Origin of the sequence: Pseudomonas sp. PS01300, from assembly GCF_029960155.1 — a bacterium.
GTDB lineage: Bacteria > Pseudomonadota > Gammaproteobacteria > Pseudomonadales > Pseudomonadaceae > Aquipseudomonas > Aquipseudomonas palmensis.
On sequence record NZ_JASCPN010000009.1, the window covers coordinates 76,696 to 100,081 of the forward strand.

The 23,386-nt window shown below is 65.3% G+C and carries 20 protein-coding genes; 9 read left to right on the top strand and 11 right to left on the bottom strand.

Annotated elements, in window-relative coordinates:
• Window positions 1-13: 13 nt before the first annotated feature.
• The 7 genes from QMX96_RS07760 to QMX96_RS07790 form a co-directional block, all read right to left on the bottom strand.
• Window positions 14-2,011 carry a U32 family peptidase gene (locus QMX96_RS07760; protein WP_043861235.1) on the bottom strand — a complete coding sequence of 666 codons (1,998 nt, stop codon included), beginning with the start codon at window positions 2,009-2,011 and terminating at the stop codon, window positions 14-16.
• A gap of 139 nt (window positions 2,012-2,150) precedes the next feature.
• Complete coding sequence (locus tag QMX96_RS07765; protein ID WP_282361513.1) at window positions 2,151-2,981, bottom strand: autotransporter outer membrane beta-barrel domain-containing protein; 831 nt, start codon at window positions 2,979-2,981, stop codon at window positions 2,151-2,153.
• 45 nt (window positions 2,982-3,026) lie between these two features.
• Entirely contained in the window at window positions 3,027-6,890 is a 3,864-nt protein-coding gene (locus QMX96_RS07770; protein ID WP_282361514.1) for a putative Ig domain-containing protein, read from the bottom strand.
• 123 nt (window positions 6,891-7,013) lie between these two features.
• Window positions 7,014-7,559: a GNAT family N-acetyltransferase gene (locus QMX96_RS07775; RefSeq protein WP_282361515.1), complete on the bottom strand. Its 546-nt coding sequence runs from the start codon at window positions 7,557-7,559 to the stop codon at window positions 7,014-7,016.
• A complete protein-coding gene (locus QMX96_RS07780; protein ID WP_116053946.1) occupies window positions 7,552-8,091 on the bottom strand; it encodes a tail fiber protein in 540 nt (179 codons plus the stop codon). The genes QMX96_RS07775 and QMX96_RS07780 overlap by 8 nt, the downstream gene beginning before the upstream one ends.
• 35 nt (window positions 8,092-8,126) lie before the next feature.
• Entirely contained in the window at window positions 8,127-8,684 is a 558-nt protein-coding gene (locus tag QMX96_RS07785; RefSeq protein WP_282361516.1) for a tail fiber protein, read from the bottom strand.
• 29 nt (window positions 8,685-8,713) lie between these two features.
• Complete coding sequence (locus QMX96_RS07790) at window positions 8,714-9,268, bottom strand: tail fiber protein (RefSeq protein WP_054914486.1); 555 nt, start codon at window positions 9,266-9,268, stop codon at window positions 8,714-8,716.
• 433 nt (window positions 9,269-9,701) lie between these two features.
• Here QMX96_RS07790 and QMX96_RS07795 point away from each other — a divergent pair, with 433 nt between their 5' ends.
• Window positions 9,702-10,475: an ATP-binding cassette domain-containing protein gene (locus QMX96_RS07795; RefSeq protein ID WP_043861240.1), complete on the top strand. Its 774-nt coding sequence runs from the start codon at window positions 9,702-9,704 to the stop codon at window positions 10,473-10,475.
• A 110-nt stretch (window positions 10,476-10,585) separates the two neighbouring features.
• On the opposite strand, the gene QMX96_RS07800 is transcribed toward QMX96_RS07795, so the two are convergent.
• Window positions 10,586-11,041: a class I SAM-dependent methyltransferase gene (locus tag QMX96_RS07800; protein ID WP_349016782.1), complete on the bottom strand. Its 456-nt coding sequence runs from the start codon at window positions 11,039-11,041 to the stop codon at window positions 10,586-10,588.
• 182 nt (window positions 11,042-11,223) lie between these two features.
• On the opposite strand from QMX96_RS07800, the gene QMX96_RS07805 reads away from it, so the two are divergent.
• The 8 genes from QMX96_RS07805 (at window position 11,224) to betI (ending at window position 21,591) form a co-directional block, all read left to right on the top strand.
• Window positions 11,224-12,564: a diguanylate cyclase gene (locus QMX96_RS07805; protein WP_173925049.1), complete on the top strand. Its 1,341-nt coding sequence runs from the start codon at window positions 11,224-11,226 to the stop codon at window positions 12,562-12,564.
• Between the two features lie 58 nt (window positions 12,565-12,622).
• Entirely contained in the window at window positions 12,623-13,699 is a 1,077-nt protein-coding gene (locus QMX96_RS07810) for a hypothetical protein (protein ID WP_196932212.1), read from the top strand.
• A gap of 188 nt (window positions 13,700-13,887) precedes the next feature.
• Window positions 13,888-14,787 (top strand): proline iminopeptidase-family hydrolase, encoded by a 900-nt coding sequence (locus tag QMX96_RS07815; RefSeq protein WP_282361517.1) that lies wholly within the window; start codon window positions 13,888-13,890, stop codon window positions 14,785-14,787.
• A gap of 269 nt (window positions 14,788-15,056) precedes the next feature.
• On the top strand, window positions 15,057-16,424 hold the full coding sequence (locus QMX96_RS07820; RefSeq protein ID WP_043861243.1) for an APC family permease: 1,368 nt from the start codon (window positions 15,057-15,059) through the stop codon (window positions 16,422-16,424).
• A gap of 158 nt (window positions 16,425-16,582) precedes the next feature.
• Window positions 16,583-18,079 (top strand): aldehyde dehydrogenase family protein, encoded by a 1,497-nt coding sequence (locus tag QMX96_RS07825; protein WP_282361518.1) that lies wholly within the window; start codon window positions 16,583-16,585, stop codon window positions 18,077-18,079.
• A 10-nt stretch (window positions 18,080-18,089) separates the two neighbouring features.
• On the top strand, window positions 18,090-19,274 hold the full coding sequence (locus QMX96_RS07830) for an iron-containing alcohol dehydrogenase (RefSeq protein WP_054914492.1): 1,185 nt from the start codon (window positions 18,090-18,092) through the stop codon (window positions 19,272-19,274).
• A gap of 60 nt (window positions 19,275-19,334) precedes the next feature.
• Window positions 19,335-20,777: a cytosine permease gene (locus QMX96_RS07835; protein WP_043861246.1), complete on the top strand. Its 1,443-nt coding sequence runs from the start codon at window positions 19,335-19,337 to the stop codon at window positions 20,775-20,777.
• Window positions 20,778-20,943: 166 nt separating this feature from the next.
• Window positions 20,944-21,591 (top strand): transcriptional regulator BetI, encoded by a 648-nt coding sequence (gene betI / locus QMX96_RS07840; protein WP_052504246.1) that lies wholly within the window; start codon window positions 20,944-20,946, stop codon window positions 21,589-21,591.
• Between the two features lie 4 nt (window positions 21,592-21,595).
• Here betI and QMX96_RS07845 read toward each other — a convergent pair whose 3' ends face one another.
• The 3 genes from QMX96_RS07845 to QMX96_RS07855 form a co-directional block, all read right to left on the bottom strand.
• Window positions 21,596-21,766 carry a hypothetical protein gene (locus QMX96_RS07845; protein WP_167400189.1) on the bottom strand — a complete coding sequence of 57 codons (171 nt, stop codon included), beginning with the start codon at window positions 21,764-21,766 and terminating at the stop codon, window positions 21,596-21,598.
• Between the two features lie 140 nt (window positions 21,767-21,906).
• Complete coding sequence (locus tag QMX96_RS07850; protein WP_282361519.1) at window positions 21,907-22,593, bottom strand: hypothetical protein; 687 nt, start codon at window positions 22,591-22,593, stop codon at window positions 21,907-21,909.
• Between the two features lie 67 nt (window positions 22,594-22,660).
• On the bottom strand, window positions 22,661-23,383 hold the full coding sequence (locus QMX96_RS07855) for a hypothetical protein (protein WP_282361520.1): 723 nt from the start codon (window positions 23,381-23,383) through the stop codon (window positions 22,661-22,663).
• Window positions 23,384-23,386: the final 3 nt, after the last annotated feature.

Sequence of the window (23,386 nt, forward strand, 5' to 3'; positions counted from 1 at the left end):
GCCCGGGCGGCACTCAGTGCGTGCCGCGCGGCACGGTCTTGAGCAGGTCCTCGGGGCTGATATGGCCCACAATGTGCTTCACGCTGCCCGGTTGCGGCAGGTCGAGGATGTGCCCCTTCATCTTGCCGATAACGTGCATCTCGCACGGCTTGCAGTCGAACTTCAGGGTCAGTACCTCGTCACCGTGAATCAGCTGCATGGGCGCAACCTTGGTGCGCACGCCGGTGACGCCCTTGGCCTGTTTGGGGCACAGGTTGAACGAGAAGCGCAGGCAGTGCTTGGTGATCATCACCGGCACTTCGCCGGGCTCTTCGTGGGCCTCGTAGGCCGCATCGATCAGCTTGACCCCGTGGCGGTGGTAGAAGTCGCGGGCCTTCTGGTTGTACACGTTGGCCAGGAACGACAGGTGCGACTCGGGGTATACCGGCGCCGGCACCGTCTCGGCCTTGCGGCTGCCGCGCGGGTGCGCGGCAACGCGGGCGGCGGTGAGGCTCTCGATCACGTCGCGGCGCAGCGCCTTGAGCTGGGAGTTGGGAATGAAGTACGCCTGCGGCGCATCCAGGCGAATGCCGGTGGCGTGGTACTGGGTGGTGCCCAGCTGGCCGAGCAGGTCGTGCAGTTGCTCCAGCGCCTGCTCCGGCTTGTTGGCCGGGCCGAACGGGCCGGGCAGGGTGGCACTGGCGCTGATGCCTTCCTCGCTGGTGGCGGTCAGCTCAAGGCCGTGTTCACGCAACTGCGCGACCCAGCCCAGGCCGATACGGCGTTCGGCCGACGTCTTCTGCAGCGCCTGCTGCCAGTTGTGGTCCAGGTTGCGGCTCAGCGGATGGTTGGGGCGCAGCTGGTGCAGGCCCTTGGGCATCTCGTTGGGCTCTACGCGGTAGCGGTAGCGCTTTTCGCCGTCTTCGTCGAACTCGCCCCTGGCCTCGGCGATGTTGGCACGAAAGCCGACCACCTCACGCTTGACCAGCACGTTGAGGCCGTCGCCGTTGGACAGCGGTGCATGGGTGACCACCTGCAGGTCGCGCTTGCCGACCTTTTCCACCACACCCACCGGCAGGCCGGTGAAGGTGGGCGAATCGAACGCGCCGATGTCGATCTTGCGCTCGCTCACGAAGTAGTCGGTGCTGCCGCGGTGGAAGGTCTTGTCCGGGTCGGGCACGAAGAAGTGCGCGGTATGGCCGCTGGAGGCGCGGGCCAGGTCGGTGCGGTCTTCGAGCACTTCGTCCAGGCGCTGGCGGTAGTAGGCGGTGATGTTCTTCACGTAGCCCATGTCCTTGTAGCGGCCCTCGATCTTGAACGAACGCACGCCAGCCTCTACCAGGGCGCGGATGTTGGCGCTCTGGTTGTTGTCCTTCATCGACAGCAGGTGCTTCTCGTAGGCGATCACGCCGCCTTTTTCGTCCTTGAGGGTGTAGGGCAGGCGACAGGCCTGGGAACAGTCGCCACGGTTGGCACTGCGTCCGGTCTGGGCGTGGGAGATGTTGCACTGCCCGGAGAACGCCACGCACAGCGCGCCATGAATGAAGAACTCGATGGCCGCGTCGGTTTCGTCGGCGATGGCGCGGATTTCCTGCAGGTTCAGCTCGCGGGCCAGCACCAGCTGCGAGAAGCCGGCCTGGTCGAGGAATTTGGCCCGTGCCAGGGTGCGGATGTCGGTCTGGGTGCTGGCGTGCAGCTCGATGGGCGGAATGTCCAGCTCCATCACCCCCAGGTCCTGCACGATCAGCGCGTCGACGCCGGCGTCGTACAGCTGGTGGATCAGCTTGCGCGCCGGCTCCAGCTCGTTGTCGTGCAGGATGGTGTTGATGGTGGTGAACACCCGCGCGTGGTAGCGGTGGGCAAACTCCACCAGCCCGGCGATATCGCTCACCTCGTTGCAGGCGTTGTGGCGGGCACCGAAGCTCGGGCCACCCAGGTACACCGCATCGGCGCCATGCAGGATCGCCTCGCGGGCAATCGCCACGTCGCGGGCGGGGCTGAGCAATTCCAGGTGATGCTTGGGTAGGGACATGTCTTTTTAGTCTGGCTGGTCACGGTAGCCGCGCATTGTAGCCGCGCAACGCGCTGTCGGCACCTTTGCCGACAGGCGTCATGCAGATTGACCAGCCCCCTTCGCCGGTGAGGCCGGCAAAGGGGCGCCAGGGCAGGGGTCAGAAGCGCCCGTCCAGGCCGATGCGGAACATCTCGTTGCGCTCGTCGGTGGCCAGCGCGGTCTTGTACGAGAAGCCCAGGCGCCAGCTCTGGCTGAGGCTGAAGTCCAGGCCCAGGTCCAGGTCGACGAAGTTGCTGTCCATCGGGTCGGGTGACAGGCGATACAGCACGCCGTCGTTGGTCTGGTCGGTGTAGCGCATGCGGTAGTCGTCGCTGTGGCTGAAGTTGTGACCCCACGCCAGCCCGACCCGCGGCGTGAGCACGCCGGCGCCGGTCTGGATGTCGTAGCCGCTGCGCACGCCCAGGAACGAGGTGAAGGTCCGCTGGCGCTGTTGTTCGTACGACAGCCCGTAGATACCGCCGCCCCGTTCGCTGAAGTCGTCCAGCTTGGTGAAGCTGGCGTTCAGCCGTGTGTACGGCGCCAGCGACAGGGCGCCTTCGCGGTACTCGTAGCTGGCGGTCAGCGAGGCGAACAGCTGGTCGGCGTCGCGCGAGCCATGGGCATAGCCGTTGGACGGGTCGGCAGTGACGTAGCGGCGCGAGTCGAAGCGGATGCGGTTGTAGCCCAGCAGTGCATCGATGTAGATCTCCGACAGCGGGTTGACGCTCAGGTACGCCGCCAGGCCCAGGGCGTCGGCCTCGCTGCGGGTGTCCCGCTCGCCGATGTCGGCGCGGTCGTTGCCGTAGCCAAAACCGATGCCCACCACGGCCCTTGGCGACAGGCGATAGTCGACGCCGGCGCTCAGTCCGTAGGTGACGAAGCTGTTGTCCTTGGCGCCGCGTGCGTGGTTGGAACCGGTGTTGATGAAGCCATCGGTCCAGTAGGCCACGGCCTCTTCGACGCACTCGCCTGAGGTGGCGCGGGCGGTGTCGCGCTATTTGCGACGGGTGTCGTCCGCGTCCTCGTCGTCATTGCCCTTGCCGTTGCCTTCGAGCTCGTCGCGCAGCGCCTTGCCCAGGCTGCCCAGGCCGAGGTTGTCGCGGCCATGTTGAACGTTGGCGTTGAACGAGTTGCGGTCACAGGTAGGGCGGTGCAGTTGCTCCAGGCGCCGGTTGAAGTTGTCCATCTGGGTGCTGGCAAAACGATCCGCTGCGCGCGATTGCGCGTTGAGCAGGCCGATCACTTCGGCGTCCTTGCTGGGGTCGGGACGTGCCTGCACGCTGAAGGTCACGGTGCCGGTCGCGCTGGCACCGCTGGTGCTCTCCAGGCTGAAGGTGACCACTGCTGTGCCGGCAAAGGCAGCGGCAGGCACGAAGCGCAGGTTGAAACCGGACAGGGCGGCACGCGCTGCTCGCGCAGGGGCCACCGATGTCAGGCTGGCATGCCCGGCTGACGCTGGGCTCAACGACAGCACGCGGGCGCGCAGGAACGGCCCTCCGGTGGCCCCACGGGTAAGGTCGACGCTGGCGACAGCACCGGGGCTGAGCGCCTCGCTGGATGACACCACGGTGACCACCTGGGCGGCGATCGCCAGGGTAATGCTGCGGCTGCCGGTGGCGCCGTTGGCATCGGTGGCGGTAACGGTCAGCGTGGCGTTGGCGGCCTCGGTCGGCGTGCCGCTGATCACCCCGGTCGCCGGGTCGAGCTGCAGGCCATTGGGTAGGCTGCCGGCGCCGATGGCGTAGCTGTACGGCGCCATCCCGCCGCTGGCACCCAGGCCGAAGCTGTAGGCGCTGCCCACGGTGCCTGGCGGCAGTGTGCCGGAGGCCGGGCTCATTACCAGCGTCGGTGGGGTGATGGTGAGGCTCACCGTGGCGGCTGCCGAGGTGCCGCCCGGGCCGGTTGCGGTGTAGGTGAAGCTGTCAATGCCCGAGTAACCGGCAGTCGGGGTGTAGCTGATGCGGGTGCCACTGACCTGCGCAGTACCGTGCTGTGGGTTGCTGGCCACGGCCACGCTGGTGACCGGGGCACTGCCCAGGTTCAGGGTCAGCGGGTTGTTGCGGCTGTTGGCGGCCACACTGGCCGACACGTTGCCGACCACGGGCGCCTGTGCCACGACTGTCAGGCTCAGCGCCTGGCTTGCCTGGAAATTCTGGCTGTCAGTCACCCTGACGGTGAAGCTGGTGGTGCCGGGTGCGGTTGGCGTACCGGTCAGGCTGCCGGTCGGGGCCAGGGCCATGCCGGACGGCAGGGCGCCCGAAACGATGGTGTAGCTGTACGGCGCGGTGCCGCCACTGGCACTGATGCTGGCCGTGTAGGGCACGTTCTGGGTGGCGTTGGCCAGTGTGGTCGTGCCGATAACCACGGTGGGTGGCGTGATGGCGAGGTTGACGGTGGCAGGCGCCGAAGTCCCTCCCGGGCCGGTGGCGGTATAGGTAAAGCTGTCGACGCCGGCATAGCCTGGGGTCGGGGTATAGGTGAAACCCGTGGCCCCGGTGATGTTGACGGTGCCATGTGCAGGGGGTGTCACCACGGCCAGGCTGGTGGTCGGCCCCCCGCTGAGGCTTGCGCTGATCGTGCTGGCGCCGCTGTTGGCTGCGAGGGTTTGGTTGATATTGGCGGCTACCGGCGCTTGCTGGCCAACCACGAAGGAATAGGGACGCACTCCGGTGAATCTGTTGGTATCACTGGCCCGCACCCCGAAAGTGAACGTACCGGCGGTGGTTGGTGTGCCACTCAGGGTGCCTGTGCTGGTAAGGCTCATTCCTGCAGGCAGCGCGCCGAAGGCGATACCGTAGTCGAAGGGTGCAACCCCACCGCTGGCGCTGATCGACGTGCTGTACCCCGTGCCCACCGTAGCTGCGGGCAAGGTAATCGGCGTGATGTCTATGAAGGGCGTGGCAATGGTGAGGGTATAGGTCTGACTGACGCTGGTGAGGTTGCTGGAGCTGTCGACCGCCGTGACGCTGAAGGTGTAAGTACCGGCTTTGGAGGGGCTTCCGGTCAGGGTACCGGTACTGGAAAGGGCGATTCCGGTCGGTAGGCTGCCACCGTTGATGCTGAAGGTGTAGGGCGCGACACCCCCACTGACGGTGAGCTGTTGGCTGTAGCTGCTGCTGTAAATGGGGGCCGGCAATGTCGCCGGGGTGATGGCCATGCTGCCGGCAACGATGGTCAGTGTATAGCTGCGCGTGCCGGTGTAGCTGAACGCGTCGGTGACCTTGGCCGTGAAGCTGAAGTTGCCGCTGCTGGTCGGCGTGCCGCTGAGCGTGCCGTTGGATGCCAGGGTCAGGCCGCTGGGCAAGGCTCCAGATGCAAGCGAAAAGGCGTAGGGCGCGTTACCCCCGCTGGCAGCCAGCGAGGTGGTGCTGTAGGCGATACCGGCAGTACCCGCAGGCAGTGATGCAGGGGCGATGCTGATGGTCGGGGAACCGACGGTAACGGTCACGGTCGCCGGGGCAGAGGTGCCTGCACTGTTGGTGGCGGTATAGGTGAAGCTGTCCGTGCCTGCATAACCGACCGTGGGTGTGTAGGTGACGCTGGTGCCGCTGGCCGTTACTGTGCCGTGGCTTGCTGAGGTACTGATGGCCACGCTGCTGGCGACGCCCCCCGAGAGGCTGAGTGTGACAGGGTTCGCGCTGCTGTTGTGGCCGACAGAGGCGCTGACCGGGCCGGCAACCGGCGGTGCAATGTAGGTGAAGGCATTGGTCAACGACGCCGAGCCGGCGGCAGTGGTGACACTCACGTTGACCACGCCGGCGTTGCCGGCCGGGATTGTGGCGGTGATCTGGGTGGGGCTGTTGATGGTCCAGCCGGTTGCCGATACCCCGCCAAAGGTGACGCTGCTGGCGCCGGTCAGGCCGGTGCCCGTGAGGGTCACGCTGGTGCCACCGCCGATGGGGCCTGAGTTGGGGGTGACGGTGTTCAGGGTCGGCACGGCGAGGTAGGTATAGGCATTGACCGAAGTGGCACTGCCCCCCGGCGTGGTGGCCACGACATTGACGGGCCCGGCGGCATGCGCGGGCGCAATGGCGGTGATCGATGTCGAACTGTTGACGGTGAAGCTGCTTGCCGGTGTGCCGCCAAAGGTGAGGCTGGTGGTGCCGGTCAGGCCTGTGCCTGAGATAAACACTTGATTGCCGCCGGTGGTGGCGCCGGAATTGGGCGTAGCGATGGTCAGGGTCGGTACGGCGAGGTAGGTGAAACCATTGGTCAGCGTGCTCGTACCGCTTGCCGTTGTGACCGTCACGTTGACCGGGCCTGCCGTGTGGGCGGGGACGGTGGCGGTTATCGAGGTCGGGGAAACGACGATGATGTTGGTAGCGGGCACACCAGCGAATGTCACGTCGGTGACGCCGACAAAATTGGTGCCGGTCAGGGTCACAGAGGTGCCGCCGATGGCGGGGCCGCTGCCGGGCGATACGGCGGTCAGGGTCAGGGGCGGTGTTGCGCCTGTGACCTTGAGGGTGTAACGGGCCTTGCCCACGACATCGTTGCTGTCAAGGGCCGAAATCCAGAAATCGTAGTTGCCGATGGCTGTGGGGGTGCCATGCAGGGTGGTGGTCGCGCTTCCAGGCGACGTTTCCAGAACCAGACCGGGCGGCAGGCAGTTGGTCGGCATGCTGGTGTCATCCTGGTCACATTCGTACCACTCGAAGATGGCGCCGCCGGTGGCGGTGATAGTGAAAGTGTCTATCGGTGTGTTGACCGCCACATCCGGCAGGGCGGTGCCACTGGCGGGGGAAAGGGTCGGGGCGGCACTGGCCTGGCCGCACAGCAGCAGCGAGACGAGCATCAGGCCCAGCAATGCAATGCTGCGGGCCATGCGGTGACGAAGGTCAATCAGGGATCTGTTCATGGGGCTTCCTGCCAGGTAGCGGTATTACTCGCTTGCGGCGCGGGTCAAGAGTCATCGGAACAACCCGTATGCTGTGACTGGCAGTGCGGGTTTTGCAGCGTTGAGGTAACGGCGGCGGCGTGGTCAGGGTTCCATGGGGGCACCCTCGGCACAGGTCTGCATCAGTGGCCGTTGCATCTGCAGGTACAAGCCCTGCTCGCCAACTACCTCGAAGCCCAGGCGCGCATACAGCCGGCGCGCCGGGTTGAACGGCTCCACACTCAGGGCACAGCGCGTGTGCTGGCCGTCGGCCAGCGCGAGCACCGCGGCCAGCAGGGTGCTGCCCAGCCCCTTGCCCTGCCAGGCAGGCAGCAAGGCGATATCGACCACCCGCACTTCGCTGGCGTCCACCTGCAGGCACAACCTGCCGATCGGTTGCCCCTGGTGCTCCAGCAACAGGAATTCGGCCGAGCGATAGTGCAGGGCGTAGTGGCGTTGCTGCAGCTCGGCTTGGGCGTGCAGAAACGCGACCCGCTGCGCGTCGGTCCACCCTGGTGCGGCACGCACCTCTTCCCAGCGGCGCGCCACGAACAGCGCGCGCAGAAACCCGTCATCCGCCTCGGCCTGCAGGCGCAGGCCGGGATCGAACGACGATGGCAACAGGCGGGCCAGGCGCTCGAGGCTAGTCATTGCGGATCGGGTACTCCCCTTCGACGCAGATGCAGTACGCCAGCGCCAGGTAGGGTTGCATCAGGTTGCGCTCGATGTTGCCGTTGCCAGTGCCGGCGTCAGTCATGCTGCCTTCGGCCAGCGTCTGCGTGGTGCCCACAGTGTTGTACAGGTTGATGTTGCGTGGCTGGGCCAGGTAGGTGGTGGTGCTCGGGATGTCGACCCTCTGGTCCGGCTCGGTACCATCGCGCGCGGTGAACCCATGGTTGTGTGGCGGGTAGTTCAAGGAATTGAGCGCTACCTTGTCGGCGCCAGCGGTACTGGCGAAGGCTGCGTTTGGCAACCCGGTACCCTGGCCGGCTCCCATCACCACACGACCATTGAGATTGGGCAGCATGAACGTGGTCTTGCCATCGCCGCCGAATCGGTTGCCGATCACCGTAAACAGCACGCTGTACTGCTGGATCAACAACGAACGCCCGTCGCAGGGAAGAAAATTCTGCGGCACGAAACTGTAGGGCAGAAGCCTGATTTCACCATAGAAAGCGTCCATGGGATGCTCTTTCCTTGATTCAGAGAGGGGTGGGCTTACTGCTGCGACGGGTAGATCCCGGCCAGCGCGATGATGTAGTTGAGCGCCATGCTGCCCATCAGGTTGGCATGTGGTTGCCCGCCGCCTGGCGCCACCGACACTGCCGCGGAGTTCAGTGTGACGTTGGGGTTGGTGCCGCCGTTGCTGTACAGCCCCTTGGTCGAGCTTTGCGCGGTGAACACCCCGAGCGTGCGCGAGGCCGGTGCCTGGGTGTCGACCGGCGAGGCGGCATCGGCCAACTGCGTGCTGGCGTAAAAGGTATGCGAGTGAGCGGGCATGTGTTGCACGCCAATGGAGGTCTGTGCACTGCCCATTGCCTGGCCCAGGTTGCGCTGCGTGAGGCCGGGGCCTGCGCCGGCGCCTACCGGTACCCGGCCGCGCAGGTCGGGCAGGGCGAAGGTGTTGACCCCATCACCGCCATAGGTGGTGCCCAACAGCGTGAACAACACCTGGTTCTGCTGGATCGACAACAGCTGGCCATTGCACAGTGCCCAGTCCTGTGGCTCGTAGTCGCCTGCGAACAGACGGATTTCCCCGATAAAGGCTTCAGACATGGTTCATTCCTTGATGTGAAGGAGCGTGTTCACGGGCGCGGTGGGTAAACGCCAACACTGGCGATGCAGTACTGCAGCACCAGCGAAGGCTGCATGTTGTCCAGGGGCTGTTGGGGTGGCGTGGGCTGAATCGTTGCCGGGTTGAGCGCTTGCTGCTTGCTACTGTCGAACTTGACGTAGGTGCTGCGCGAAGCGACCGGTGGGGTTGCCAGGTTGGCACTGGTGGCCGGGAACGCACCGGCCGGCCCGCTGTTGCCCAGGGCATCGGATACATAGACCTCATGGGTATGCTGGGCGAGTGCGGCGGCGGGCAGTGTTTCTTTCTCGGTGCCGGCTGACTGGCCCTGGGTATGATTGCTCAGGCCGGGGTCAGGGGTGCCGGTGCTGTTCCGGGCCAGCGCGGTGCGCCCGCGCAGGTCAGGCAGGGCAAACAGGTTGTTGCCGGAGCTGCCGAACTGGGTGCCGAGCAAGGAAAACAGTGCAGCGTTGGTTTGCGTGGATAACAGGCGTCCGTCGCACGGCAGCCAACCCTTGGGCACGAAGTTGTACGGGAACAGGCGGATTTCACCCACGAAAGGTTCCATATGAACAAACCTCCATCATGTTTCTCAGGCACCAAAAAAAACCCACTTGCAGGCAAGTGAGTGACAATCACGGCAGAGCTGACTAGCTAGGTAAGGCGGTTATCGATCACGGCCGGTGGCCGTTCCAGCTTCCATCTGCGCTTCTTCATGAGCGTTCCTTCCATGGTTGCGATAACAGGCAGAGGGTCCGGCGAAGCGGCCCTCGGGAGGTGGGTTGATGCTAGGCGAGGTAGTGACGCATTGCCATCACTGAAAATGGGTATTTCGACGATTTTTTTCAAACGATTGTTTGACGCGGGGCGGCTGTCGGTAATCTGGCGCCAGACACACGTCGCGCCCGGCATTCATGGGCACCTGGCCGTGCCCTGTAGCCAGTGGCTGCGTGCTGTGGAAAGATCCGGGTTCTTTTCCGTGCCGCACTGACGAGCAAGCCATGATCGATTTCCACAATGTCACCGCCTACCAGCAGCACAACCGTGTGCTGGACGGTTTCTCCCTGCACATCGGTGCCGGCGAGAAGGTCGCCATCCTGGGCCCCAACGGGGCCGGCAAAAGCACCCTGCTCAAGCTGATCACCCGCGAGCTGTACCCGGTGGAGCGCGAAGGCAGCCACCTGAAGCTGTTCGGCAGCGACACCGTCAACCTGTGGGCACTGCGCAGTCGCCTGGGGTTCGTGTCCCAGGACCTGCAGGAAGACTACACCCCGCACACCCAGGCGCTGGATGTGGTGGCGTCGGGCTTTTTCGGCGCCATCGGTGCCCATGGCCATCTGCAGCCCGATGACGAGCAACTGGCGCAGGCGCGTGCGCTGCTGGCCGAGGTGGAAATGGCCGGGTACGAAAGCACCATGTTCCAGCGCCTGTCCACCGGGCAGAAGCGCCGCCTGCTGCTGGCCCGCGCGCTGGTTCACCGGCCCAGTGCGCTGATTCTCGACGAGCCGGCCAACGGCCTGGACATGGGGGCGAGCCTGGGCATGCTGAGGTTGCTGCGCAGCTTCTGCGCCGAGGAGCACGCCATGATCATCACCACGCACCATATCGACGAGATCATCCCGGAGATCGAGCGTGTGGTGCTGCTTAGCCAGGGGCGCATCGTGGCCGACGGGCCCAAGGCCGAGGTGCTGACCAGCGCGGCACTGTCGCAGCTGTACCAGACGCAGCTGCGCATCAGCGAACAGGATGGCTGGTACCGCTGCTGGCACGCCTGAACCGGCCTGCGTGCGGCCGGCTCGGCGGGGTCAGGTCACAGGGTTGATGAACGGGCCGCCGGTGAACTGCACGAACCACTGGCGGTACTCTTCGTTTTCCGGGTCGATGATCAGTGCCGGGAGAACACCAGGTGATGGCCACGCCACAGGTGCGCGTCGATCATGCTCATGTCGACGCGCTTTTCGTAGGCGTCGATCATCTGTTCCAGGGTGGTCAGCGCGCGGATGCGGTCGGTGGGCTCGGCGTTGCGGTTGGGGAAGATGCAGAAGAACACGCCACCGTCCTTCACCACCCGGGATGACTCCACGTAGGCCGCCAGCAGGTTGGGCACATGCTCGATGACGTGGGAAGTGATCAGGTAGTCGAAGGTCTGGTCGGCAAAGGGGATATCCAGGAAGTCGCCCAGCGCGTCGACCCTGGCGGGCTCGGCGTGGTAGTTGGCCTGTTCCTGCTTGTAGTGCGTGTAGTCTTCCAGGTCCTGCGGGTACAGGAATGCCTCGCGTCTGAAAAAATGCCTTGCGCAGGCTATCGGCAGGGCCGCGCAAGTATTGAGCCGGGTATGCAGGGCTCGCGTTCAAAGACTTCCCGCGCAGCGTGCAATAGAATACCCGGCGGGCGAACCCGGTTGGTTCGTCCAGTGCCGAAGCCTCTTGTGATTCGTGTAGGCATCAGGCTTCTTGCTGAATTGAAAATAGGCCACACATGCCAAGCGTTTCCCCGGAAGTACAAGCCAAAGAATGGCACAGCATGGTTTCCCAGTACCCATGCACGCTGACCCAATCGTTGCAGGGCCTTGTCGAGCGCAACAAGGTCATGCTGGCCGCGCGGTTCTATGAACACATGCTGGCCGACCCCAATGCTTCGCTGATCCTGTCCCACGACGAGGTCAAGAGCCGCCTGGGCAGTTCGATGCAGGCCTGGCTGGTGCGGGTCTATTCGGTGTCGCCCACCGATGACTGCATGCCGCTGGTTGCCCTGCAAAAGCAGGTGGGGGAAGTGCATGCGCGCATCGACGTGCCGCTGCACCTGGTGCTCAGTGGTGCGCGGCACCTGAAGAAGTTGCTGTTCCAGCTGATTCTCGAACAGCAGTGGGCCAGCGAGGCGCAGGCATTGCGCCTGGCCAGCGAAACCATGGACCTGGCCATGGAAATCATGAGCCACGCCTATTCGCGGTCCCATGACCGCAACTCGCGCAACGAGGAAGGCTACCGGCTGTTCTCGGTGCTGCAGAACATCAGCACCGAGCGCGAGCGTCAGCGTGGCGCCTTGCTGGACTGGGAAAACAGCCTGATGTTCGACCTGGCCATGGGCTCCAACGGCGTGAACCTGCCCAGGCTCGCGGCCTCTGATTTCGGCCTGTGGTTCCGTCACAAGGGCGCCTACGCCTTCCAGAACACCAGCGAAAGCGATCAGATCCTGAAGATCATCCGTCACATGGATGACGTGTTGCTGCCCATGTTTCTTGCCTCGATGCACGAGCAGGAGACGCGCATGCGCCTGCTGCGCGACATTCGCGACCAGACCAAGAGCCTGATGTTCAACCTCGACAACCTGTTCAACACCGCCAACGAGCTGGAAAGCGGCCGCGACGTGCTCACACGCATGCTCAACCGCAAGTTCCTGCCGGTGGTGATCGGCAACGAGATCGCCATCGCGCAGAAGACCGGGCAGACGTTTTCGGTGTTCTCGGTGGATATCGACAACTTCAAGTCGATCAACGACAACTTCGGTCACGAAGCCGGCGACGCGATTCTGCAGCAGATCGCCGAGATCCTCAGCAGCCACAGCCGCGCGGGGGACTACGTGTTCCGCATGGGGGGCGAGGAGTTCCTGATGATCCTGGTGGACATCGACAGCGCCAACGCCATGAAGGTGGCGCAGAAGTTGCGGCGCAAGGTCGAAGCGGAAAAGCTGCAACTGACCGAAGGCCGCAGGCACCAGGTCACCGTGAGCATCGGCATGGCCACCTACAACGGCCACCCCGACTACCAGCACCTGCTGCGACAGGCCGACCAGGCCATGTACCAGGCCAAGCAGGGCGGCCGGAACCGGGTGGTGGCGTACGGGGAACTGACCTCGCCGGAGTGACAGGCCAAGCCTGATGGAGGCGACGATGCACACGCCAAGGCGCCTCTGGCGCAGCGTTATGTGGTTGACAGTGCTGTGGCTGACGGCCAGTGGCGCGCTCGCCGCCGAGCGCGGCCACTGCGGGCGCCAGGCCGGCCCGCAGTGCCTGCACAGCTTCGCGTTGCCGGCAGGTGCAGGCCAGATGCATTACTACGCATCGCGCGCGCCAAGGCCCGGCGACCCCCACGGCCCGCAGACGGCACTGCTGATACTGCACGGGCATCCGCGCGATGTCGGGCGCAGCTTCGAGGCCGGCTTGCAGGCGGCACGTGCTGCGGGCCGGTTGCCGCGTACCCTGGTGGTGGCGCCGCTGTATCAGGTGGCGCCGGCGCAGGCCGGGCGTTGCAGCATGCCGGACACGCCCGGCGCTCAACCGGGCGACGCGCTGTGGAGCTGTGCCGGCTGGCTGGCGGGGGCTCCCTCGCTGGGCGCCCATCCGCTTGGCGCCTTTGCGGCACTGGACGCCTTGCTGGGCGAACTGGCCCGGCAGTGGCCGAGCCTGCGCAGTGTGACCCTGGTGGGATTTTCGGCCGGTGCGCAGATGCTCCAGCACAGCATCGGTTTTGCCGCCGACCCGCCGGCGGGTGTGGCGCTGCGCTATGTGATCGCCGACCCGGGCAGCTGGCTGTACTTCGACCCGGTTCGCCCCGTGCCCCTGCGGGGCGAGCGAACGGTGCCGTGGGAGGCCTGTGGTACGGGGGGCTGCACCTGGCGCTTCGACGTGCCGGCGACGTCCCCGGCCTGTGCCTATGACCACTGGAAGTACGGCACCCAGTCGCTGCCTGGCTATCTGCCGCGTACCGGCGCGCAGGCCCGCGCACACTATGCGGCGGCCCAGGTCGATTACCTGGAAGGTGCCCTCGACAGCAGTGCCGACAAGGGTACGTTCTACCCGATTCTCGACAAATCCTGCGCGGCCATGTTGCAGGGGCCTTTCCGATTGCAGCGAGGGCTGGCGTATGCCGCCTATGAACAGGCCGTGCTCAAGCCGCGCACGCCCAGGCGCATGGTCATCGTGCCAGGTTGCGCGCATGACGTGGCCTGTGTACTGGGCGCCGATGCAGCGCGGCCCGTGCTGTTCGCGCCGCCGCCCTGAGCGTGCCGCAGCGCCACGGCAGGTCAGGAAAATAATTCAGGACCAGCCCATTTTTTTTCGCTTGTGCCAGCCCCTTCGTGCCCTAAGACTCAAGCAGGGCGACGACCGCCTGTTCCCGCGTCAGTACCGGGCTTGCGGGTTCGGGGGCGTGCGCCAACAGAATAACAATCACAAGGTTGGAGGTGCTCGTGAGTGACTACGCTGCTGTGCCAGATGAAAGCGGCCATATCGATGTGCCGGGTGGGAAGGTCTGGTACCGGCTCAACCGCTCGGCCAACAGCGGTGCCGTGCCGCTGATCGTGCTGCATGGCGGCCCCGGCAACTCCCATGACTACCTGCTGCCGCTGCTCGAACTGGTGCCTGACCGCAGCGTGGTGCTGTACGACCAGCTCGATTGCGGACGCTCGCAGCGGGTGGGCGACACACGCAACTGGACGCTGGAGCGTTTTACCGACGAGATAGATGCCGTTCGCGAGCACCTGGGCCTGGGCCAGGTGCATCTGTTTGCCAGCTCGTGGGGCTGCAGCATCGCCATCAACTATGCGGCCCGGCAGCCGGCCGGGCTGTGCTCGCTGGCGCTGTCGGGGCCGTTGGTCGATGCCAAGCGCTGGATGGCGGACTGCGAGCGATTGAAGGCGCAGTTGCCCGACCACCTGCAGGCGGTGATGCGCCGGTGCGAGGCGCAGCGCGACTTCACCAGCCCCGAGTACCTGGAGGTGGTCAACGCGTTCTATGTGCGTCACCTGTGCCGCGTGCAGCCCTGGCCGCAGATCGTGGTCGACACGATGGACAATTGCGCGACCGAACTGTACGGCTACATGTGGGGCCCCACCGAGTTCTTCGGCACCGGCACATTGGCGGACCTGGACCTGACCCCGAAGCTGGCGTCGATCGAGGTGCCCACGCTGTTCATGTGCGGGGCCCACGACGAAGGCACCCCAGAATCGGGCCGGGCCTTCGCGGCGATGGTCAGGGGCGCCGAGTTCTGCTGCATACCCGAGGCCTCCCACATGCCGCATATCGAAAACCCCGAACCCTTCTTCAGGCACCTGCGCGCCTTCATTGCCAAGGCGACCCCGCGCATCTGAATGCCGTCGGGTCGATGCACAGCCATGGCGGCACCGCTGGGGATCATTCCGCCGACGACTGATTGCATGCGCAATGGTCGCTTGTTCGCCTGGTGGCCCACTTTGATACTTGCCCCTTGCAGGAAGCAGCCCCGGTACAGCGCACGCAGCCCCTCGCGCGCTGTACCGACCCTTGAAGTCATGGATAAAACTATAAAAAACAAGTCGACCCAGGCCCCTGGCGAAACAGGGGGTTGCGCCTCGACGATCTATTGCTTCGGAGATTGCCCATGTCGATTGCCAATGCGTCAGACACCCCCAGTACACAAGACCCGGAGCAGGCAGGGCTCAAACGGGTACTGAGCTTTTCCGATGTGCTCGCCTACGGCCTGCTGTATTTCGTGCCCATCGCCCCGGTCAGCGTGTTCGGGCTTATCTACAACACCTCCGCCGGCATGGTGGCGCTGGTGTACCTGGTGGCCGCCGTCGCGATGATCTTCAGCGCCATCAGCTACAGCCAGATGGCCAGGAAGATCCCCCTGGCCGGCTCGGTCTATTCCTATGTCACCCACGGCACCAACAGCAGCCTGGGCTTCGTGGCCGGCTGGGCGATTCTGCTCGATTACCTGCTGCTGCCGGCACTGCTGGCGGTGCTGGGGGCGGCGGCGCTGTCGGCGCAGTTCCCGCAGGTGCCGACCACGGTGTGGCTGGTCACCTTCGTAGCGGTGCCCACGGCGGTCAACCTGATGGGCATCGAGATGAATGCCAGGTTGAGCAAGGTGCTGCTGCTGATCCAACTGGTGGTGCTGTTTCTGTTCGCCGCCTTTGCCACCTCTCGCATCATCGAACTCAAGCCGACCCTGGAGCACTTCATCGCGCCGTTCTACAACCGCTCCGACTTCTCCATGGCCATGGTGTTCGCCGCCGTACCGATTGCAGCCCTCAGCTACATCGGATTCGACGCGGTGTCGACCCTGAACGAAGAGGCCAAGGGGGGCGGGGAGACGGTCTCCAGGGCCACGATGATGCTGCTGGTGCTGGTCACGGTGCTGTTCGTGGGGCAGGTGTACCTGGCGGCAGTGTTCGTGCCGCTGGGCACGGTGTACCAGGGCGCCGCTGCCGACACCGCGTTCTATACCCTCAGTGCCGAGATCGTCGGGGCCTGGTTTCTGCCGGTGATCACCCTGACCAGCGGCATCATCGCGCTGATGGCCAACACCCTGGTGTCCCAGGCGACCACGGCGCGGGTGCTGTTCAGCATGTCGCGGGACAAGCGCCTGCCCGCGTACCTGAGCCGCATCAGTGCCCGCACCAACGTGCCTGCCAACGCCATCGTCACGGTTGCGCTGGTTTCGTTCGTGGTGGCGTTCGCCGGGGCCGGCTACCTGGATGTGATGGTGACCCTGGTCACGTTCGGCGCGCTGACCGCCTACATCCTGTTGCACGTGTCGGTGATGATCTACTTCAGGAAGATCGGCCAGGCGCAGCTGTTCAGCCATGGGGTGTCCCCGGTGCTGGGCGTGCTGCTGTTGAGCTATGCGCTGTGGAGCACCAACGTGCACGCCAAGGTGCTGGGCGCCGCCTGGATGCTCGGCGGCCTGCTGATTGCCTGGGTGATGCGCCGGCGGGGGGCGCCCTCGCTGACCTGGACGGACTGACTGCACGCTGCTGCCCATGCATCGCCTGGAACAATGCCCGCTCATGCGGGCATTTTTTATTGAAAATAAATTCAGTAACAGCCTTGATCGTTATTGAAGATATTTTCAGTATCGCCTAGGATTGCCCCAGCCTGACAAGAACAAGACGGGGTATTGCAGTGACACGACTCAAAGACAGGGCCTATTGGCTCGACAAGGCAGCAACGTTGCCGCTGGAGGGCAGGGCATTCATCGACGGGCGCTATGTGGACGCGCAAGACGGGGCGACCTTCTGCACCCGCAGCCCGGTTGACGACGCCGTGCTCGCGGCGGTGGCCCAGTGCGCGAAGGCCGATGTGGACCTGGCCGTGGCTGCTGCGCGGCGCAGCTTCGAGGCCGGCGTGTGGAGCGAGCTGGCGGCCCGCGAGCGCAAGGCGGTGCTGCTGAAGTGGGCCGCACTGCTCGAGGCGCATACTGACGAGCTGGCGCTGCTGGAGACCCTGGACAGCGGCAAGCCGATTGCCGATACCATTGGTGCCGACCTGCCGGGCACGATCTACTGCCTGCGCTGGTTTGCCGAACTGATCGACAAGGTGCACGGCGAGGTGCCGGCCACCGACCCGCAATTCTTCGGCACCGTGACCCAGCAGCCGCTGGGCGTGGTGGCGGCGGTGGTGCCCTGGAACTACCCGCTGCTGATGGCCGCCTGGAAGTTCGCCCCGGCCCTGGCAGCCGGCAACAGCGTGCTGCTCAAGCCGTCGGAGAAAACCCCGTTGAGCGCCTTGCGCATCGCCGCCCTGGCGATGGAAGCGGGTGTTCCGGCTGGGGTGTTCAACGTGCTCCCCGGTGATGGCGCGGTAGGGCGCGAGCTGAGCCTGCATGGCGACGTCGACTGTATCGCCTTCACCGGCTCCGGCGCGGTGGGGCGGCAGATCGCGCAGAACGCCGCCGCCTCCAATCTCAAGCGTGTATGGCTGGAGCTGGGCGGCAAGTCGGCCAACATCGTCATGGCCGATTGCGCGGATCTCACCCAGGCCGCGCAGTCGGCAGCGGCGGCGATCTTCGCCAACATGGGCCAGGTGTGCAGCGCCGGGTCGCGTCTGCTGGTGCAGCGCTCGGTGATCGAGCCGCTGTTGCGCGAACTGCTCGTGGCCACCGACAGCTACTACCCGGGGCACCCCCTGGACCCGGCCAGCGTCACGGGTGCGATCATCGACGCGGTGCAGTTCGAGCGCGTCCAGCGCTACATCGAAACAGGCCGGCACGAGGCGCAGTTGCTCAAGGGCGGCCAGGCGCTCTCGCCGGTGGGGGCAGGCGCCTACCTGGAGCCGACGATCTTCCTTGCCCCGGACGCAACGGCGCGTATCGCCAACGAGGAAATCTTCGGCCCGGTGCTGGTGGTGATTCCCTTCGACACCCTCGATGAGGCCATCGCCATCGCCAACCAGACCGAGTTCGGCCTGGCGGCGGCGGTGTGGTCATCCGACCTTGGGGCCATTCACCGCGCCACCCGCCAGCTCAGGGCCGGCACGGTGTGGGTCAACTGCTATGACGAACTGGTGGACATGAACTTCCCGTTTGGCGGGTTCAAGGAGTCCGGCAATGGCCGGGACAATTCGGCCCATGCGCTGGGCAAGTACACCGAATTGAAATCCACCATCCTGCGCTGCCGTTGAGGTCAACCCCATGCAAAACACGCTTTCAGCCTTGAACCCGCAACAATGGACCGTGCCACTGCCCATCGAGTACGGCCCGGGTGCGCGTCATCACCTGGCCAGGCTGTGCCGGGACTTCAACATCAGCCGACCGATCATCATCACCGACCAGGGCTCGCTGCGCCTGCCCTTCGTGGATGAACTGCAGCGCAGCCTGACCGAGGCGGGGCTTGCCTGCGGCCTGTACGGCGGCATCGAGCCCAACCCCACCGACCAGTCGGTACTGGCCGGTGCCGCAGCCTATCGGGCCTGGGGCGCCGACGGCATCATCGCGCTGGGGGGCGGCAGTGGCCTGGACGGCGGCAAGGCGGTGGCCCTGGTCGCCCGTCAGCAGCGCAGCGAGCTGTGGGCCTTCGACTTCGACAAGCCGGTGCCGGCAGGTTTCAGTGCGGCGGACTTTGCGCCGGTGATCGCGATTCCCACCACCGCCGGCACCGGCGCCGAAACCGAGAGCACCGCGATGCTCACCGACACCGGGCGCGGCATCAAGGGCTGCGTGTGGCACCCACGGGCGCGCCCGGCGGCGGTGATCCTGGACCCGGAGCTGACCCAGAGCCTGCCGGCCAACCTGACCGCATGGACCGGGTGCGATGCGATCATCCATGCCCTGGAAGCCTACTTCGTGCCCAGCTTCAACCCGCTCAGCGATGGCGCCGCGTTGCAGGCATTGACGCTGCTGTGGGGCTCGATCGACACCGCCGTCGAACGCGGTCACGACCTAGAGGCGCGGGGCAACATGCTGATCGGCTCGTGCCTGGCCGGCGTGGCGTTTCTCAAGGGCCTGGGGCTGGTGCACGCACTGAGCCATATGGTGGGCGCCACCTACAACACCCACCATGGGTTGACCAACGCGGTCATCCTGCCGGTGGTGCTGCGCTACAACCAGGCGCAGATCACCCCGCGCCTGATGCCGGTGGCGCAGGCCCTGGGCTTGCCGGACGCCGAGTTCGAGACCTTCTACAACGCCGTGTGCGCCTTGCTCGACCGCCTGGAGATTCCCAGGTCGCTGGCCGAGCTCGGGGTCCGCCAGGCCGATGTCGGCGCCGTGGCACGCAAGGCCATGGGCGACCCGGCGCGGCTGACCAACCCGCGCGACAGCACCCAGGCACAACTGGAGGCGCTGTTGACCCAGGCGATCAACCACGCCCGCGATTGATGAACCCGCTGTTTTCCGCTTAGCCGTGCAACCAGACCAATAAAAAAAGGTGCAACTGCCATGTCTGCCTCCCACTCGGCGTCCAAGGGACGCCTGAACCTTGAAACACGCTCCATCGATTACGTCCCGCTCGCAGAGCGCCACGGCAAGGCGTGGCACCTGTGGCCCATCTGGTTCTGCGGGGAAGCGCACCTGACCACCCTGGCGGTGGGCATCATCGGGGTCGGCATGGGCGCCAACCTGTTCTGGTCGGCGGTGGCGATCTTCCTGGGCTGCGCCTTCGGCACGCTGTTCATGGCCGGCCATTCCACCCAGGGCCCGCAGATGGGCCTGCCGCAACTGATCCAGTCGCGCCCGCAGTTCGGCTACCTGGGCGCGTTGCTGGTGTATGTGGTGGCCATCGCCACCTACGTGGGCTACAACGCCTTCAACCAGTTGCTGGTGGGCCAGACGCTGCACGAACTGTTCGACGTTCCCGAAAACGGCTCGGCCATCGCCTTCTCGCTGCTGGCGATCGTCATGGCGATTGCCGGCTACAACACCTTCCACAAGGTGCAGCGGCTGCTGGCGTTCGTGCTGATCGCGGTGATGCTGGTGTTCACCGTGGGGCTGTTCTTCTTCGTCAAGCTGCCAGCCGATCAGCTGAGCGTCTCGGACTTCAAGGCAACGCCGTTCCTGGCGCAGTTCTTCGTGGCCGCCGCGTATCAGCTGAGCTGGGCGATCTACGTGTCGGACTACTCGCGCTACCTGCCGGCCAACGTCAGCGTGCGCTCGTCGTTCTGGTGGACCTACATGGGCGCGATGATCGGCGGGGTGTGGATGATGCTGATCGGCGCCCTGGCCGCGGCACTGAGCCCGGGGCAGAACCTGGCCAAGGGCCTGGTGATGCTGGGCAACACACTGTTCGGCGGCTTCGGCGAATGCCTGCTGATCCTGGCGGTGCTGAGCCTGGTGACCAGCGCGGCGCAGAACTTCTACGGCGCCTCGATCACCTTGCTGAGTATCGCCGACACGGTGAAGACCCAGACCTCCACCTTGTTCAAGCGCATCGTCTCGATGCTGCTGGTGGGCGGGACCGCGATCGCCATCGCGATGACCGCCTCGGACAACTTCGTGAAGGACTTCGGCGACTTCCTGGCCATCCTGCTGTACCTGTTCACCCCGTGGACGGCGATCAACCTGGTGGACTTCTACAAGGTACGCCACGGCAAGTTCTCGATTACCGAGATCTTCAAGCCCAACGGGATCTACGGGCGCTGGAACTGGCGCGGCATCGGCGCCTACGTGGCAGGCTTCGTGGCCATGCTGCCGTTCTCCAGCACCGGGCTGTATACCGGCTACGTGACCACGCTGCTCGATGGCGCCGACATCAGCATGCTGGTGGGCCTGGTGGTGTCGGCGCTGGTCTATGGGTGGCTGTGCCGCACCCAGGACATCGCGGCGGAGCTGTCGCGCATCGATGAACTGGACAAGGACCTGGAGCGCGGCCTGAGCGCCAACTGAGCCTGTCGACGATTGCCCCGGCGTGCGCGACGCACGCCGGGGCAATCGCCATTTCCTGTCACTTGCCCGGGCAAAAGTTGCTAAATTGTCGCCTCGCTTGGCGACTGAGATGTAGCCGCTGTCCGGAGACCGGGGCCATGCCCCGCAGTGCACAGGTTGTTGACGTATGAGCAGTGAGCCCGAAGTAACCCAACCCAGGAAGCGTCGAACCCGCATCGACCCCGAGACGCGCCGCAAGGCCATCATCGAGGCGACGATGCAGTGCATCACCCGCTATGGCCACAGTGGCAGTACCCTGGAGCGCATCTGCGCGCAGGCCGGGGTGTCCATCGGGCTGATCGGCCATCACTTTTCCAGCAAGGAAGAGCTGATGCTGTCGACCTACCAGGAACTCACCGACCAGCTGCGCGAAGAAACCCGCAAGTACCTGGCGGTGCAGGGCGGCACCCCCGAGGACCGTCTGCTGGCGATCATCCGCTCCTCGTTTCGCGGGCAGATCTTCAACGAGTTCATCCTCACCACCTGGCTGGGGTTCTGGGGGGCGGCGGTATCGTCGGAGCAGCTGCGCGCCTTGAACAAGAAGCTCTATGCCGACTATCGCAAGGAACTGGAGTCGGTGTTCAAGGCCATCGGCAAGGCACAGGGCACGCAGATAGACGCCAAAAGCGCGGCGTTGACCATCACCGCGCTGATCGACGGCTTCTGGCTGGAATGGGCGCTCGACCACAAGGCCTTCAGTTCGAAGAAGGCCGAGAAGTGCTGCATTGTCACGGCGCAGATGTTCGTCAAGGGCGCCGAACCGCTGCAGCCTTGAACGGCTAGGCGAGAAACTCCGGCTCGGCGGGGGGCGCCTGCGGGGTGTCCTCGCGGATGCTGATGTACAGCGCCGCACCGCACACGCCCACCAGCCCCACGCTGGCGAGCACGATCTCGCCCAGCAGCATTCCCACGATCAGCAACAGCAGGCTAAGCCGGCAGAACAGGGTCATGGCTGTCTCCTTGGCAGTTGGATTGTTGTGCGGCCTACCTTATACGTTCGCCATGGCTGCATGCAGCACCGGCGCGTTGCCATGGCATTGCTTCCCTGTGCTTTGGCCGAATTACCACCTGCGCCCAGGCCGGGCGAGGGCTACTTCGGGGGTGATGGGCAAGACGTGGCCGGGGCGCTAGCCGTGACCGGGCAGTGGCTCAGAAACGCCTGCAGACCTTGCTGATAGTCGTCCGCCGGCATCAGCTCGCTGTGCCTGGCAATCAGGCAGGCCATGCCCTTGGCGCGCATGTCTGCGCTCGCCACGTGGTAGAAATCCGGCGTTTCCAGCAGGTGTACGACTTGCTCCCAGGCCAGGACCGTCTTGCCGCCCCGGGCCTTGTCCAGCGTGAAGCCCTGATCATCGAAGCTCAGCTTGTACGTGTCCTGGGCCGATTTCAGGGGTGCCCGAAGCCTGGCCTCGATCAGGCGCTGGTTGAGCCCGCGTACCGGTGCCCGGGGCTTGGCGTGGTTGGCGGCGATCCGCGCTTGCAGGTGGCCGAGCCAGCGCCCGGAAAAGCGCCACCACAGCGGGATGAACACCAGTGTGAACAGCAGCAGGGCGATGGCTTTCTCCGGGGTGATGCGTCGCTCCGGGAGATACACCGCCAGCAGGGCGCCGATCAGGCACAGGGCGAACATCAGCGGGCCGATCAGGCGGCTCTGCCACCTGGCGAAGGTGGCCAGGGCGCGGGCCTGTTGCGTGTCCTGCTTGAGCAGTTCCTGCTTCAGCGGTTCGGCGATCCAGGACTGGAGGTGGTCGGGGGTGATGCGGTAGTGCAGTTCCATGAGGGGGAATCCGAGGTCCGTCGGGGAGGGCGGCAGTCTACCGGCTTGCGCGCTGCAGGGGCGCGGCTCAGGAGGGAAACTGCGCCATGTGCCGCTCCACCCACGCGTACAGCTGCTCGTCGAGCTGCGTGCGCTGCTGGTTGAAGCGGGTTTGGCAGGCGTCGAAGAGCGGGTCATGCTGGATCCGTATGGCCAGCTCGACGTGGTGTTCATCGGCATGGGCCTGGCGCAGGTGCTGCTGGCGCTGATCGGCCTGCTCCAGTGTGTGCGCCAGGGCATCGAGCTGCAGGTGCCTGAGTTGGGCGATGGCCTGGGGCAGGTGAAAGTGCAGGGCACTGTCAAAGCCTTCCCATTGCTCGAAGGCCAGCCATTCGTGGATCACCATGAAGCAGCGCAGCGCCGGGGGCAGTTGATCCAGGCGCTCGAAATCCAGCCAGTACTGGCGGGGCAGCTGTCCGGCGGTTTCGATGGCCTGGGCGATCAGGTCCAGGGCGCGCGGCTTGTCCTGGTGATGGTGGCGCAGAATGCGCTGGGTCAGGGTGAAACGCGCTTCGTCCAGGGCGGTCAAGGCGCGGCTCAGGTCGTAGCCCGCACTGTGCAGGTACTGGCGGGCCTGGTGGTGTGGCAGCCCGGATTTTTCCATCAGCACCTGCAGCAGTTCGGCCTTGTACAGCTCGGCGGCCTGCTGCGGGTTGCCGGCGCAGCGTTGCAGCAGGGCCCGGGCGTGGCGCAGGCCGATGGGCAGGGCGCGGCGCAGTTGCGCAAGGGCCTGGGTGAGTGTCGGGTCCATTGA